The organism is Rathayibacter sp. PhB1, assembly GCF_004362935.1.
GTDB lineage: Bacteria > Actinomycetota > Actinomycetes > Actinomycetales > Microbacteriaceae > Rathayibacter > Rathayibacter festucae.
The window spans coordinates 262,593-276,916 of sequence record NZ_SNYD01000002.1 but is presented as its reverse complement, the minus strand read 5'-3'; the positions used below and the strand labels follow the sequence as shown (position 1 = coordinate 276,916).

Genomic DNA, 14,324 nt, shown 5'->3' with positions numbered 1-14,324 from the left:
GGATCGGGGGCGTCAGGCGGCCTGGAAGAACCAGATCTGGTGCATCCGGTAGACCATCACGGCGATCGCGAGGCAGACGACGCCGAGGATGACCGTGCTCCACCGGCTGCGCTCGATCAGCGCCCAGAAGCCGGCGGCGAGCGGCAGGATCAGCGCCGAGACCAGGTAGATGTAGAACTCCGGCAGGCTGCCCGAGGGCCGGTTGCCGACCAGGGGCGAGACGATCGCGACGGCGAGCTGGACGATCAGCAGGAGCTCGACGATCGCGATGGCGCCGACCGTGACGTCGGAGGGGCGCCGGCCGATCATCCCGAGCACGAGGCAGAGCAGACCCGCCGCCACGGCGATGCCGACCTGGAGCGTGGTGAACCAGTCGATCACGATGCGCCCACCCGGAGCTCCTCGGTGGGGAAGTTGACGACGCTCTTCAGCGCGGCGCCGCGGCGCTCGGCGAGGCCGACCAGGCGCTCCCCCGGACCGACGGCGGCGAGCAGGCCCTTGGCCCCCGCGAACGCCTCGGGCACCGGGATCCGCTTGCCGTTCGCGAGGTCGACCGCCTCGCCGGCGTCCAGGTGCAGCAGCGGGAACAGCTCGCCCGCGACCGCGGTCGGCGTGAGCAGGGCGGCGGGGACGTCGAGCTCGTCGATGACGCCGGCCCCGGCCACCCGGAACGGGCCGACGGCGGTGCGGCGGAGCACGGTGAGGTGCCCGCCGATGCCGAGCGCGGCGCCGAGATCGCGCGCGAGCGCGCGGATGTAGGTGCCGGAGGAGCAGGTGACGCGGACGTCGAGGTCGAGGAAGCCGTCGGCCTCGCGGCGCTCGAGCACGTCGAAGGCGCTCACGGTGACGGGTCGCGCCGGCAGCACGACCTCCTCGCCGTCGCGCACCCGGGCGTAGGCGCGGCGACCGTCCACCTTGATCGCGCTGACGGCGCTCGGGATCTGCTCGATCGCGCCGGTGAGGGTCGCCACGACGGCGTCGACCGTCTCCGCGGTGAGGGCCGCCACGGCACCGGGCTCGGCGGTCATGAGCGTCTCGCCCTCGCGGTCGTCGGTGCTCGTCGCGGCGCCGAGGCGGATCGTCGCCTCGTACTCCTTGTCGAGGCCGACCAGGTAGGTGAGGAGCCGGGTCGAGGGGCCGAGGCCCAGGATCATCAGCCCGGTCGCCATCGGATCGAGCGTCCCGGCATGCCCGACCTTGCGCGTCCCGGCGCGGCGGCGGGTCCGCGAGACGAGGTCGTGGCTGGTGATCCCGCCCGGCTTGTCCAGCAGGAGGATCCCGTTCGGAGCCGCCGCAGAAGGGCTGGGAGTCTCGAGCACGGGTGCGAGGATACACGCGCAGTTCGGGAGTCGGCCCCGCGGAGCCCGCGCCCGGGACGGACCCCGCCCGCCGCGGTTCTAGGCTGTCCGGATGAGGATCGCCGTACTCGGAGCGGGCGCCGTCGGCGGCACCGTCGCCGCCCTCCTGGACCGCGCAGGACACGACGTCGAGGTGACCGCCCGCGGCGAGAACCTGACGGCGATCCGGCGGCAGGGCCTCCGCCTCGACGGCGCCTGGGGCGAGCACACCGCCTGGGTCCGCTGCGGTGAGACGCTCGACCTCGTCCCCGATCTCGCCGTGCTCTGCACGAAGGCGCAGGACGCCGAGGACGCGCTCCGCGCCAACCGCCGCACGGTCGACGGCACGCTCCTCGTCGTGGTGCAGAACGGGCTCGACGGCCTGGACGCCGCCGCCCGGCAGGTCCGCGACGCCTGCCTCGTCGGCGCCCTCGCGCTCTTCGCGGCCAGCCACCTCGAGCCCGGCCGCGTCACGGTGACCGCCCCGGCGACGACGACCCTCGGCGTGCCCGGCCGCCCCGCCGACGACGACGTCCGCCGGGCCGCCGCGATCCTCGGCGAGGCGGTGCCCACGGCCACCACCGACGACTTCCTCGGGGCGCAGTGGACCAAGCTGCTGATCAACGAGGTCAACGCGCTGCCCGCGATCACCGGCCTCTCGGTCCAGGAGACGATCGCGCACCCGGGCCTGCGCCGGCTGCTCGCGCGGGCGATGCGGGAGGCGGCGCGGACCGGCCTGGCCGCCGGCGTCCGCTTCGGCGCGCTGCAGGGACTCTCCGACGCCCGGATCCGCGCGCTCGCCGCCGCGCCGCTGCCGGTCGTCGAGCTGCTGCCGCGGCGGATGGCGACCCGGATGGGCGACGTGCCGAACCCGGGGTCCACGCTGCAGAGCGTGCGGCGCGGAGTCCCGAGTGAGATCGACCATCTGGCCGGCGCCGTCGTCCGCACGGCGCACCGCCTCGGGCGCGAGGCGCCGGTCAACCAGCTGCTCGTCGAGCTCGTGCACGAGGTCGAGCGCTCGGGCGCCTTCCTGCCCGCGGACGACGTGGTCCGGCGCGCGTCCTCCGTCTAGCGGAGGAGACCGGGACGACTCAGCAGGAGTCGGCGAAGAGCCGGCGCGGGTGCTCCGGATCGCGGACGTCCACCAGGATCCCCGCGATCCGCTTCGGATCCGTGCTCGCCCGGTAGGCCTCGTCGACCGGCGGCTCCTGGGTGTCGAGCCGGATCGACGTGCTCCACGCTCCGCGGAGCTCGGGGCGCAGGGCGAACGGCCCGTCGACGAGCAGCACGGCGTCGCGTCCGGCGGTGCGCCAGCGCGCCTGCCGCGCCTCGTCGCGCACGCCGTCGTAACCGGCCAGGACGAAGCCGGTGCTCCCGCCCAGCTTGAACGGATCGAGCAGCACCCGGCGCAGCAGCTCGTAGTCGTAGCCCGCGAGGTAGGCGCGCTGCGCCTCCGGAATCGACGGATCCTCCCGCTCGGCCCGGGGACGGCGGAAGTCGGCGAGGTGCGCGACCACCGTGTCCCGGCCCGCCCGGCGCATCGCCTCGGCCAGCGCGAGCGCGAACGCGCCGGACACCTCCGGGTCGTCGCCGTCGATCCCGACCGCCACGCGGCCGTGCCCGTAGTTGTGCAGCACCTCCGCCGCGAGAGCGTCGAGCACATCGGCCTTCTGCGGAGCCCACTTGGTCATTCGCCCACGATACGCGGGACGGCCTAGGGTGACCTGATGCCCACCGGATCGACGCCCGCCGCATCGGTGCCCGTCGCACCGATGCCCGCGCTGTCCGCCGCGATCGTCGACTGGTTCCGCGAGAACGCCCGCGACCTGCCCTGGCGCCGCGAGGGCTTCCCCGCCTGGGGCACCCTCGTCAGCGAGTTCATGCTCCAGCAGACGCCGGTCGTCCGGGTGATCCCGCGGCTCGCCGAGTGGCTCGAGCGCTGGCCGACCCCGGCCGATCTGGCAGCCGTTCCTCCTGGTGAGGCGGTGCGCGCCTGGCAGTCGCTCGGCTACCCGCGCCGCGCGCTGCGCCTGCACGCCTGCGCCGTCGCGATCACCGAGCAGCACGGCGGGGTCGTCCCGCACGACGTCGAGACGCTTCTCGCCCTCCCCGGCATCGGCGACTACACGGCGCGCGCGATCGCCGTCTTCTCCTTCGGCCACCGCCACCCCGTCGTCGACACCAATGTGCGGCGGGTGATCGCCCGCGCGATCGACGGCGCGGCCGAGCCCGGCCCGCCGCGCGCGAAGACCGACCTCGCCGCGATGGAGGCGCTCCTCCCCGAGGACCTCGCCGACGCCGCCGCCTTCAACGCGGGCGCGATGGAGATCGGCGCGATCGTCTGCACCGCGCGCGCTCCCCGCTGCGACGCCTGCCCGATCCGCGACGCCTGCGCCTGGCGGGCCGCCGGCTACCCGGCCTACGACGGCCCGGTCAAGGCGCGGCAGAAGAAGTACGAGGGCTCCGATCGGCAGGTGCGCGGCCTGATCCTCGCCGAGCTCCGCGCCGCGCACGGCCCGGTGACCGCCGCCGAGATCGCCTCCCTCTGGCCGGAGGCCGAGCAGCGCGACCGCGCCCTGGCCGGCCTCCTCGCCGACGGCCTCGCCACGGGCTCGCCGGACGACGGCTACCTGCTCCCCCACTCCTGAGCGGCGCTCCGGTGTCGGACGGGGCGGGTAGCGTGGCGCCGTGACCGGTCGCCGACTCCGACTCCCCCGCCCCGACGCCGAGCTCGACAGCGCGCTCGCCGCCGTCCGGACCGCGAACGACCTGCCGGGCGCCTTCCCGCCCGAGGCCCTCGCCGAGGCCGGGCAGGCCGACCGCACGGCCGACGACGCGGGCCGGATCGACCTCACGGGCGTCCCCTTCGTCACCATCGACCCGCCCGGCTCCCTCGACCTCGACCAGGCCGTGCACCTCGAGCGGCGGTCCTCCGGAGTCGTGCTCCGCTACGCCATCGCCGACGTGCCCGCCGTCGTCCGCCCCGGCAGCGCCCTCGACGCCGAGACCCGCCGCCGCGGCCAGACCTACTACCTCCCCGACGGCCGCGTCCCGCTGCACCCGCCCGTCCTCTCCGAGGGCACCGCCTCGCTCCTCCCCGACCTCGAGCGCCGCGCCCTGGTCTGGACCCTCGAGCTCGACGACAGCGCCGAGCCGACAGCCGTCCGCCTCGAGCGCGCCCTCGTCCGCAGCACCGCCCGGCTCGACTACGACGGCGTCCAGCGCAGCGTCGACGCCGGCGAGCCGCACCCCTCGATCGCGCTGCTCCCCTGGTTCGGCACCGAGCGCCAGGCCCGCGAGGCCGAGCGCGGCGGAGCGAGCCTGGCCCTCCCCGACGAGGAGATCGTCGCGGTCGACGGCGGCTACCGGATCGAGCGCCGAGCACCCCTCGCGTCCGAGGGCTGGAACGCCCAGGTCTCGCTGCTCACCGGCATGGCGGCCGCCACGATGATGCTCGACGCAGGGGTCGGCATCCTCCGCACCATGCCCGCGGCCGACGAGGACACTGTCGCCGCCTTCCGCGCCCGCACCGAGGCCCTCGGCGTCCCCTGGGGCGCTGACGAGCCCTACGGCGCCTACCTCCGCCGCCTCGACACCGCCGACCCGGCGCAGCTCGCGATCATGTCCGCCGCGGCGACGCTCTTCCGCGGAGCCGGCTACACCGCCTTCGACGGCGCCGCCCCCGAGCAGCCCGAGCAGTCCGCCCTCGCCGCCCCGTACGCGCACGTCACGGCTCCGCTCCGCCGCCTGGTCGACCGCTTCGGCCTGGCCACCTGCCTCGCGATCTCGACCGGAGCGGAGCTCCCCGCCTGGCTCCGCACGGCCCTGCCCGAGCTGCCCGCCCTGATGACCGCGAGCGACCGCCGCTCCGGAGCCGCCTCCCGCGCCGCCACCGCCGTCGTCGAGGCCGCGATCCTCCGCGGCCGCGAGGGCTCCACCTTCGAGGGCGTCGTCGTCTCCTCCGCGAGGACCCGCTCGCAGGTCCAGCTGCTCGACCCGGAGATGACCGTCGACGTCCCGGTGCCGCAGACGCCGGGAGCCCGTGTCGTCGTCGTCCTGGAATTGGTCGACGTCGCCACGGGCTCCGCGGTGTTCAGGCCTGCTGCCTAGTCCTCGTCCTCGTCCTCGCGCGGCTTCACGTAGGGGTCCGCGTCGCCTGCGTAGTCCGCCTTCGCGGCGAGCGACTGCACCTGGGTGTCCTGGTTGCGCGCCGTCGCGAGGAGGTCCTCGATGTGCTTCGCGTTCTCCGGGATCGCATCGAGGATGAACTCGAGCGACGGCGTCAGCCGCGCCGTGATGTTCTTGCCGACCTCCGTGCGGAGCATGCCGGTCGCCGCCTTCAGAGCGAGCGCCGAGTCGGCGCGCTCCTCGTCGGTGCCGTAGACCGTGTAGAACACGGAGGCGTGCTGCAGGTCACCGGTCACCTGCACGTCGGTGATGGTGACGAAGCCGAGTCGGGGGTCGCGGAGTCCGCGCTCGAGCCGCTTGGCGACGATCACCTGAATCCGTTCGGCGAGCTTCCTCGCCCGTGCCGGATCTGCCATGGCTGGTCCTCATCTCTCTCGACGAACCGTTCGGCTCGCCATCTAACCACTCCCCGGCAGTCCTGCCGGGGGCTTGCTCTGTGCTCGACTCGTCAGGCGCGGCTGCGCCGGCGCGGGTGGGGTGCCTCGCCGCGGATCCTTCCCGCGCGGCTGCGCCGCGCCCGCCAGACCCGAGCCAGGAGCCGCGACGAGACACCCCACCCGCACCTCCCGTCAATACCGGCGGAAGTCCGTACTCCCGGTCCCCCTCCCGCGCAGGCGCCCCACCCCACGTGCTGGTGCCGGTACCCGACGCGACATGCCTCGGAGACCGGGCCCCCTCCGCACGTGCTGACGGAGCGATCCTCCCGAAGGGAGGGAGCCCACTCCTGCCCTCGCGCGACAGGCTCGGGTCTGGCGGGCGGGCCGCAGGCCCGCGGGAAGTCGCGCGAGGGCAGGAGTGGGCTCCCGATCCCCCCTCAGAAGACGAGCGGAACGCCGGAAGCCAGAACCCGGAGGCCCAGTAACGCCGGAAGGCCCGGGCGGACCCGGGCCTTCCAGTGAGCATCAGGGTCAGCCTCGCGGCTTCTCCTTCATCTCGATCGTCTCGATCTCGTCGCCGATCTGGATGTCGTTGTACTTGCCGAGACCGATACCGGCCTCGTAGTCCGTACGGACCTCCGTGACGTCGTCCTTGAAGCGACGCAGCGACTCGATGGCGAGGTTGTCCCCGACGACGACGCCGTCGCGGATGACGCGCGCCTTCGAGTTGCGGGTGATCGTGCCGGAGCGGACGATGACACCCGCGATGTTGCCGACCTTGGAGGAGCGGAACACCTCGCGGATCTCGGCGACACCGGACTGGACCTCCTCGTACTCGGGCTTGAGCATGCCCGTGAGCGAGTTCTCGACCTCTTCGATCGCGTTGTAGATGACCGAGTAGAAGCGGATGTCCACTCCCTCTCGAGCAGCGCGCTCGCGGGCCTTCGGGTCGGGGCGGACGTTGAAGCCCACGATGATCGCGTTGTCGATCGTCGCGAGGTTGACGTCCGACTCCGTGATCGCACCGACGCCGCGGTGGATGATGCGCAGCTGCACCGAGTCGTCGACCTCGATCTTGACGAGCGACTCCTCCAGCGCCTCGACGGCACCGGACACGTCGCCCTTGATGATGAGGTTGAGCGACTCGACCTTGCCCTCCTCGAGAGCACGGGTGAAGTCCTCGAGCGAGATGCGCTTGCGGGCCTTGGCCAGCAGGGCGTTGCGCTGAGCGGCTTCGCGCTTCTCGGCGATCTGGCGGGCGGTGCGGTCCTCCTCGGTGACGAGGAAGGTGTCGCCGGCACGGGGCACGGACGAGAGTCCCTGCACCTGCACCGGTCGCGACGGCACGGCCTCGAGCACGGCGACGCCGTTCTCGTCGGCCATCGCACGGACGCGGCCGTAGGCCGTTCCCGCGACGATCGCGTCGCCGACGCGCAGCGTTCCCGACTGGATGAGGACCGTCGCGACGGCACCGCGTCCCTTGTCGAGCTTGGCCTCGATCGCGACTCCGCGGGCCTCCTTGTCGGGGTTGGCGCGCAGGTCGAGACCGGCGTCCGCGGTGAGCAGCACGGCGTCCAGGAGGTCCTGGATGCCGGTGTTCGCGCGGGCCGACACGTCGACGAACATGACGTCTCCGCCGTACTCCTCGGCGACGAGGCCGAACTCGGTCAGCTGCTGGCGCACCTTGGCCGGGTTGGCGTCGGGCTTGTCCACCTTGTTGACCGCGACCACGATCGGCACGTTGGCCGCCTGGGCGTGGTTCAGCGCCTCGATGGTCTGCGGCATGATGCCGTCGTCCGCCGCGACCACGAGGATCGCGATGTCCGTGACCTGGGCACCGCGGGCTCGCATGGCGGTGAACGCCTCGTGACCCGGGGTATCGATGAAGGTGATCGGGCGCTCGATGCCCTCGTGCTCCGCGACGACCTGGTACGCACCGATGTGCTGCGTGATGCCGCCCGCCTCGCCGGCGACGACGTTGGCGTTGCGGATCGCGTCGAGCAGGCGCGTCTTTCCGTGGTCGACGTGACCCATGACGGTGACGACGGGGGGACGGATCTGGAGGTCCTCGTCCGTCTCGTCCTCGAGCTCCTGCTCGAGGTCGAGGCCGAAGCCCTCGAGGAGCTCCTTGTCCTCGTCCTCGGGCGAGACGACCTGGATCTTGAAGCCGAGCTCACCGCCGAGCACCTCGAAGGTGGCCTCGTCGAGCGACTCGGTCGCCGTCGCCATCTCGCCGAGGGCGAAGAGGACGGTGACCAGGTTGCCGGGGGGCACCGGCACGCCGGTCATGGCCTCGATCTTGTCGGCGAAGTCCGAGATCGACGCGCCGCGGCGCAGACGGATGACCGTCTTGCCGTCGCCGCGGGGGACGCTGACGCCGCCGAGCGACGGGGCCTCCCTGAGCTCGAACTCCTGACGCTTCGTGCGCTTCGACTTGCGGGCCTTGCTCTTGCCGCCACCGCGACCGAAGGCACCAGCGGTGCCACCGCCGGGGCCGCGACCGCGACCGCCGCCGCCACCGGGACGAGGGGCGAAGCCGCCACCCGCTCCAGGGGCGCCGCCGGGACGCTGGAAGCCGCCGCCGGCCGGACGGCCGGGGCCGCCGGGACGACCGGCTCCGCCACCGGGACCGCCGGGACGCTGGCCGAAGCCGGCGGGGCGCTGGCCCATGCCGGGTCCACCGGGTCGGGGCGCACCGGGGCGGGGAGCCGCGGGACGGGGGATGTTGCTGGGCGTCGGGCGCGAGCCCATGCCCTGCGAGCTGGCGAACGGGTTGTTGCCCGGACGCGGGGGCGTCGCGGGACGCTGGCCCATGCCCTGGTTGCTCGCGAAGGGGTTGTTGCCCGGACGCGGGGCACCACCGGGACGGCTGGAGCCGCCGGGAGCGGAGCTGCTGCCGCCGGACTTCGGCGGGGCTGCCGCCGGGGCCGGACGCGGGGTCGCCGGCTTCGGTCCGCCGGGGGTGGCGGGCGAGGCGGCGGGGGTCGCTGCAGCGGGCTTCTCGGCCGCGGGCGCCGGAGCGGCGGCCTCGGTCGGAGCCGGAGCGGCGGGGGCGTTCGCAGCGGCCTGGGCGCGAGCCGCGGCCGCGGCCTCCTGGGCGGCCTGAGCGGCAGCCTGACGCTCGGCGACCGACATCGGCGGAGCCGGCGCCGGAGCGGGCGGCTTGGCCGGGCCGGGCATCGGCGCGGAGGGGCGTGCGCCCGAGGGGCGGGGAGCCCCGGGACGGGCGGTGCCGGCGGTGGGCGCCGACGGGGTCGACGATGCACCCGTGCTCGCGCTGCCCTGGAGGGCCTGGCGGAGCTTGCGGGCGACGGGGGGTTCGATGCTGGAGGACGGTCCCTTGACGAACTCGCCCAGTTCTTTCAACTTCGCAAGTGCGACCTTGCTGTCGACGCCGAGTTCGGCGGCGATCTCGTGCACGCGTGGTTTAGCCACTTCTCTCCTGTCTCGGACCTGCGCCCAAGACGGGGCAGGCCATCACAAACGGACGGATCTCATTTCGAGCCGCTCATCAGTCGTTGCTCATGATCAGTTCACGGGCCGTTCTGCCTGTTCTCTCTGCGGTGTGATCGTTCGCCTGGCCGGTTCCTCAGGGTGAGGAGCCGCGCCGGTCAGGTCACGGGTGACGTACTGCTCCACGGCGCTCGCATCCACGCTCTCGCGCGTCCGGAACGCCCTGCTGAACGCGCGGCGCTTCACCGCGAGCTCGTAGCAGTCGTACGCGTCGTGCAGCCACGCTCCCCGCCCAGCACGGACACCCCGCGGATCTACCACGAGGACGTTCGAGGGGAGGACGAGCCTCAGAAGTGAGGCCCTTGGGGCGCGCAGACGGCAGCCGACGCACGTTCTGACGGGTTCCACTGTACTCCCTCGTTCCCGGGAGCGCCTCCCCGCACCGCCGACAGCGGGGATCACTCCCCGTCCATCACCGAATCGGGCTGGATGTCGATCTTGGCGCCGGTGAGCTTGGCGGCGAGTCGGGCGTTCTGGCCCTCCTTGCCGATCGCGAGCGAGAGCTGGTAGTCCGGCACGAGGGCGCGGACGGCCTTGAGGCTCTGGTCGATCACGAAGGCGCTGGTCACCTTGGCGGGCGAGAGCGCGCTGGCGACGAAGGTCGGCAGGTCGGAGGAGTAGTCGACGATGTCGATCTTCTCGTTGTTCAGCTCCGCGGTCACCGCGCGCACGCGCTGGCCGAGCTCGCCGATGCACGCGCCCTTGGCGTTGACGCCCGGCTCGGTCGCCCGCACGGCGATCTTGGTGCGGTGGCCGGCCTCGCGGGCGAGCGAGACGATCTCGACGACGCCGGACGCGATCTCGGGGACCTCGAGGGCGAAGAGCTTGCGGACGAGCGACGGGTGCGTCCGCGAGACCTGGACCGACGGGCCCTTGGGGCCGCGGCTGACGCTGGTCACGTAGACGCGGATGCGGCGGCCGTGGCTGTAGTCCTCGCCGGGCACCTGCTCCTCGGGTGAGAGGATCGCCTCGATCGAGCCGAGGTCGACGTGGATCATCTTCGGGTTGGGGCCCTGCTGGATGACGCCGGCGACGATGTCGCCCTCGCGACCCTTGAACTCGCCGAGGACCTTCTCGTCGCCGATGTCGCGCAGCCGCTGGTTGATGACCTGCTTGGCGGCGAAGGCCGCGATGCGGCCGAAGTCGCGCGGCGAGTCCTCGGACTCGCCGACGACGGCGCCCTCCTCGTCGATCTCGGGCACGAACACGCTGACGTGCCCGGTCTTGCGGTCGAGGTGCACGCGGGCGTCCACGGCGGTGGCCTTGTCGGCGTCGTCCGCCTGGCCGATGTGCTTGAGGTAGGCGGTGAGGATCGCCTGCTCGATGATCTGCACGAGCTCCTCGAAGGGGATCTCGCGCTCGCGCTCCAGCAGGCGCAGAACGCTCAGGTCGATGTCCATGGGCGGGCCTTTCTCTCTATTCACTTGGGGCGTGGCGGCGCAGCGCGACCACGTCGAAAACCGGTCCGACGCCGGCGGCGCCACGGCCGGAGCCGGGCCCGCGCGTCGGGACCATTGAGCATAACCGACCGCGCTGAGGGCGGACGGGACGGAGGGACCGGAGCCGCTCAGGCTCCGAGGCGGGCGAGCGCCTCGGCGGCGGGCAGCTGCTCGCGCTCGCCGGTGCGCCGGTCCCAGAGCTCGACGATGCCGTCGGCGGCGCTTCGGCCGGCGATGACGATCAGCGGCACGCCGATCAGCTCGGCGTCGCCGAACTTGACGCCCGGCGAGACCTTGGGCCGGTCGTCGATCAGCACGTCGCGGCCCGCGGCCTCGAGCGAGGCGCCGACCGACTCCGCGAGCGCGAGCGCCGCCGGGTCCTTGCCGGTCGCGATCACGTGCACGTCGAACGGCGCGACGTTCTCGGGCCAGATCAGCCCGCGGTCGTCGTGGTTGCTCTCGGCGATGATCGCGAGGATCCGGGTCACGCCGATGCCGTAGGAGCCCATGGTGACCGTGACGAGCTTGCCGTTCTCGTCGAGGACCTTGAGGCCGAGGACGTCCGCGTACTTGCGGCCGAGCTGGAAGACGTGGCCGATCTCCATGCCGCGGGCGGTCTCGATCGGGCCGGAGCCGTCGGGAGCGGGGTCGCCGCTGCGGACGTCGGCCACCTCGACGACGCCGTCGCCGGAGAAGTCGCGGCCGGCGACGAGGTCGAGCACGTGCTTCCCGGCGATGTTCGCTCCGGTGATCCAGGAGGTGCCCTCGACGACGCGGGGGTCGAGCAGGAAGCGGATGCCGCTCGCGGACTCCTCCCCCAGGACGGCGCCCTCGGCCGACCAGGGGCCGATGTAGCCCTTGACCAGCGCGGGGTGCTTCGCGAAGTCCTCCTCGGTCGCGGCCTCGACCTCGGCGGGGGCGAAGGCGACCTCGGCGCGCTTGAGGTCGACGTCCCGGTCGCCGGGCAGCCCGACGACGACGAGCTCGCGGGCCCCGTCGAGCGCGGTGAGCGCGAGGACGACGTTCTTGAGCGTGTCGCCGGCGGTCCAGGCTCGGCCGTCGGCGCGCGGCTCCTGGGCGTTGGCGAGGTCGACGAGCGACTGGATGGTCGGGGTGCCGGGCGAGTCGAAGACGCGCGCCGCGGCGAGTCCGTCCACGGGCAGCGCCTCGGGCACGGGCGTCCGGTACGCCTCGACGTTGGCGGCGTAGCCGCCGGCCGAGCGCACGAAGGTGTCCTCGCCGACCGGGGTCGGGTGCAGGAACTCCTCGCTGCGCGAGCCGCCCATCGCGCCGGCGTCCGCCTGCACGATCACGTACTCGAGGCCGAGGCGCGCGAAGATCCGCTCGTACGCGTCGCGCTGCACCTGGTAGCTCGCGTCGAGACCGGCGTCGGTGTAGTCGAAGGAGTAGGCGTCCTTCATGGTGAACTCGCGGCCGCGCAGGAGGCCGGCGCGGGGGCGCGCCTCGTCGCGGTACTTGTCCTGGATCTGGTAGAGCGAGAGCGGCAGGTCCTTGTAGGACGAGTAGAGGTCCTTGACCAGGAGGGTGAAGAACTCCTCGTGCGTCGGCGCCAGCATGTAGTCCGCGTCCTTGCGGTCCTTCAAGCGGAAGACGCCGTCGCCGTACTCGGTCCAGCGGCCGGAGAGCTCGTAGGGCTCGCGGGGCAGCAGCCCGGGGAAGTGGACCTCCTGCGCACCGGCGGCCGCCATCTCGGCGTGGATGATCGCCTCGATGCGGCGCTTCACCTTCAGCCCGAGGGGCAGCCACGCGAAGACGCCGGGGGCCTGACGCCGGATGTAGCCGGCCCGGACCAGGAGGCGGTGGCTCGCGACCTCGGCGTCGGCCGGATCCTCTCGGAGGGTGCGGACGAACAGGTGCGAGAGACGGGTAACCACGAGGGACGATCCTATCCGGAGTCCGCGGCGGGGTGTCCCGCGCGGACCGGGGTGGCGGCGGACCGGGCGCGTGCCGGTCCGCCGCCCGCGCTCACTTCGAGACGACGACCACCGGGGAGCCGGTCGAGGTGTCGTCGGCGGGCATCTCGGCGGCCAGGCGGTTGGCCTCCTCGATGAGCGTCTTGACGATCTCGGACTCGGGGACGGTCTTGATGACCTCGCCCTTGACGAAGATCTGGCCCTTGCCGTTGCCGGAGGCGACGCCGAGGTCGGCCTCGCGGGCCTCGCCCGGTCCGTTGACGACGCAGCCCATGACGGCCACGCGGAGCGGGACGCTCATGCCCTCGAGGCCGGCGGTCACGTCGTTCGCGAGCGTGTAGACGTCGACCTGCGCACGGCCGCAGCTCGGGCAGGAGACGATCTCGAGCTTGCGCTCGCGGAGGTTGAGCGACTGCAGGATCTGCAGGCCGACCTTGACCTCCTGCGCGGGCGGAGCGGAGAGCGAGACGCGGATGGTGTCGCCGATGCCCTCGCCGAGCAGGATGCCGAACGCCGTCGCCGACTTGATCGTGCCCTGGAACTCGGGGCCGGCCTCTGTGACGCCGAGGTGCAGCGGCCAGTCGCCGCGCTCGGCGAGCTGGCGGTAGGCCTGGACCATGATCACCGGGTCGTTGTGCTTGACCGAGATCTTGAAGTCGTGGAAGTCGTGCTCCTCGAAGAGGCTCGCCTCCCAGACGGCGCTCTCGACGAGCGCCTCGGGGGTGGCCTTGCCGTACTTCTGCAGCAGGCTGGGCTCGAGCGAGCCCGCGTTGACGCCGATGCGGATGGAGACGCCCGCGGCCTTCGCGGCGGCGGCGATCTTGCCGACCTGGTCGTCGAACTTGCGGATGTTGCCCGGGTTCACCCGGACGGCCGCGCAGCCCGCGTCGATCGCGGCGTAGACGTAGTTCGGTTGGAAGTGGATGTCCGCGATGACCGGGATCTGGCTCTTCTTCGCGATGATCGGCAGCGCCTCCGCGTCGTCGCGGCTCGGCACGGCGACGCGCACGATGTCGCAGCCGGAGGCGGTGAGCTCGGCGATCTGCTGGAGCGTCGCGTTGATGTTCGTGGTCGGCGTGGTGCACATCGACTGCACGCTGACCGGGGCGTCGCCGCCGACCAGCACCTTCCCGACCTTGATCTGACGGGTCTTCCGGCGGGGGGCGAGGGTCACGGGGACCTTGGGCAAACCCAGATTCACAGCAGGCACGAGCCCCATCGTACGCGCGCCGCGCGGCCGGACGCCGCCGCTCCCCCGGTTCCCAGGTCCCGCCGATCTCCGCCGTCCGCGCCACGCCTTCCTCGACCGGATTCCGGAACCGCCGCCGTCCGATCTGCAGGAGATCCCCGGCAGATAGCGTGCGCACCCCCGTCCCCGCGAGCAGCCTCCGGCACATCTCCTGCACATCGAACCGAGCTCAGCCGGCCGGGCCGGATCCGGCGCCACCTCCAAGGCGAACGCGCGAATCGCGTGCCAGCGATTCGCGCCAGCCGACCGCAACCCGCTCCTCCCAACCTCACCCGTCGCGAAGCCGA

Annotated in this window: 12 protein-coding genes; 3 read left to right on the top strand and 9 right to left on the bottom strand. The window is 72.9% G+C overall.

Features of this window, described 5'->3' with window-relative positions:
• Window positions 1-12: 12 nt before the first annotated feature.
• Window positions 13-381, bottom strand: a complete 369-nt coding sequence (locus EDF17_RS05445) for a hypothetical protein (protein WP_123445540.1) — start codon at window positions 379-381, stop codon at window positions 13-15.
• Complete coding sequence (truB, locus tag EDF17_RS05440) at window positions 378-1,319, bottom strand: tRNA pseudouridine(55) synthase TruB (protein WP_123445539.1); 942 nt, start codon at window positions 1,317-1,319, stop codon at window positions 378-380. The genes EDF17_RS05445 and truB overlap by 4 nt, the downstream gene beginning before the upstream one ends.
• A 91-nt stretch (window positions 1,320-1,410) precedes the next feature.
• On the opposite strand from truB, the gene EDF17_RS05435 reads away from it, so the two are divergent.
• The gene (locus EDF17_RS05435) at window positions 1,411-2,409 is read left to right on the top strand and encodes a 2-dehydropantoate 2-reductase (RefSeq protein WP_123445538.1); all 999 of its coding nucleotides are present in this window, start codon (window positions 1,411-1,413) and stop codon (window positions 2,407-2,409) included.
• 19 nt (window positions 2,410-2,428) lie between these two features.
• On the opposite strand, the gene EDF17_RS05430 is transcribed toward EDF17_RS05435, so the two are convergent.
• Window positions 2,429-3,028, bottom strand: a complete 600-nt coding sequence (locus EDF17_RS05430; RefSeq protein ID WP_123445537.1) for a hypothetical protein — start codon at window positions 3,026-3,028, stop codon at window positions 2,429-2,431.
• 81 nt (window positions 3,029-3,109) lie between these two features.
• Between EDF17_RS05430 and EDF17_RS05425 the strand changes: the two genes are divergently transcribed.
• Window positions 3,110-3,985, top strand: a complete 876-nt coding sequence (locus tag EDF17_RS05425) for an A/G-specific adenine glycosylase (RefSeq protein ID WP_123445985.1) — start codon at window positions 3,110-3,112, stop codon at window positions 3,983-3,985.
• A gap of 40 nt (window positions 3,986-4,025) precedes the next feature.
• Window positions 4,026-5,447: an RNB domain-containing ribonuclease gene (locus EDF17_RS05420; protein ID WP_123445536.1), complete on the top strand. Its 1,422-nt coding sequence runs from the start codon at window positions 4,026-4,028 to the stop codon at window positions 5,445-5,447.
• On the opposite strand, the gene rbfA is transcribed toward EDF17_RS05420, so the two are convergent.
• From rbfA to ispG, 6 genes are all read right to left on the bottom strand, one after another.
• The gene (gene rbfA, locus EDF17_RS05415; protein WP_123445535.1) at window positions 5,444-5,881 is read right to left on the bottom strand and encodes a 30S ribosome-binding factor RbfA; all 438 of its coding nucleotides are present in this window, start codon (window positions 5,879-5,881) and stop codon (window positions 5,444-5,446) included. The genes EDF17_RS05420 and rbfA overlap by 4 nt on opposite strands.
• Before the next feature lie 552 nt (window positions 5,882-6,433).
• Complete coding sequence (infB, locus tag EDF17_RS05410) at window positions 6,434-9,337, bottom strand: translation initiation factor IF-2 (RefSeq protein WP_123445533.1); 2,904 nt, start codon at window positions 9,335-9,337, stop codon at window positions 6,434-6,436.
• Window positions 9,338-9,430: 93 nt separating this feature from the next.
• Window positions 9,431-9,763 (bottom strand): YlxR family protein, encoded by a 333-nt coding sequence (locus EDF17_RS05405; RefSeq protein ID WP_123445532.1) that lies wholly within the window; start codon window positions 9,761-9,763, stop codon window positions 9,431-9,433.
• Between the two features lie 50 nt (window positions 9,764-9,813).
• Window positions 9,814-10,815 (bottom strand): transcription termination factor NusA, encoded by a 1,002-nt coding sequence (gene nusA, locus EDF17_RS05400; RefSeq protein ID WP_123445531.1) that lies wholly within the window; start codon window positions 10,813-10,815, stop codon window positions 9,814-9,816.
• Between the two features lie 167 nt (window positions 10,816-10,982).
• On the bottom strand, window positions 10,983-12,749 hold the full coding sequence (locus tag EDF17_RS05395; protein WP_123445530.1) for a proline--tRNA ligase: 1,767 nt from the start codon (window positions 12,747-12,749) through the stop codon (window positions 10,983-10,985).
• A 91-nt stretch (window positions 12,750-12,840) separates the two neighbouring features.
• Window positions 12,841-13,998: a flavodoxin-dependent (E)-4-hydroxy-3-methylbut-2-enyl-diphosphate synthase gene (gene ispG, locus EDF17_RS05390; RefSeq protein WP_123445529.1), complete on the bottom strand. Its 1,158-nt coding sequence runs from the start codon at window positions 13,996-13,998 to the stop codon at window positions 12,841-12,843.
• Window positions 13,999-14,324 lie beyond the last annotated feature (326 nt).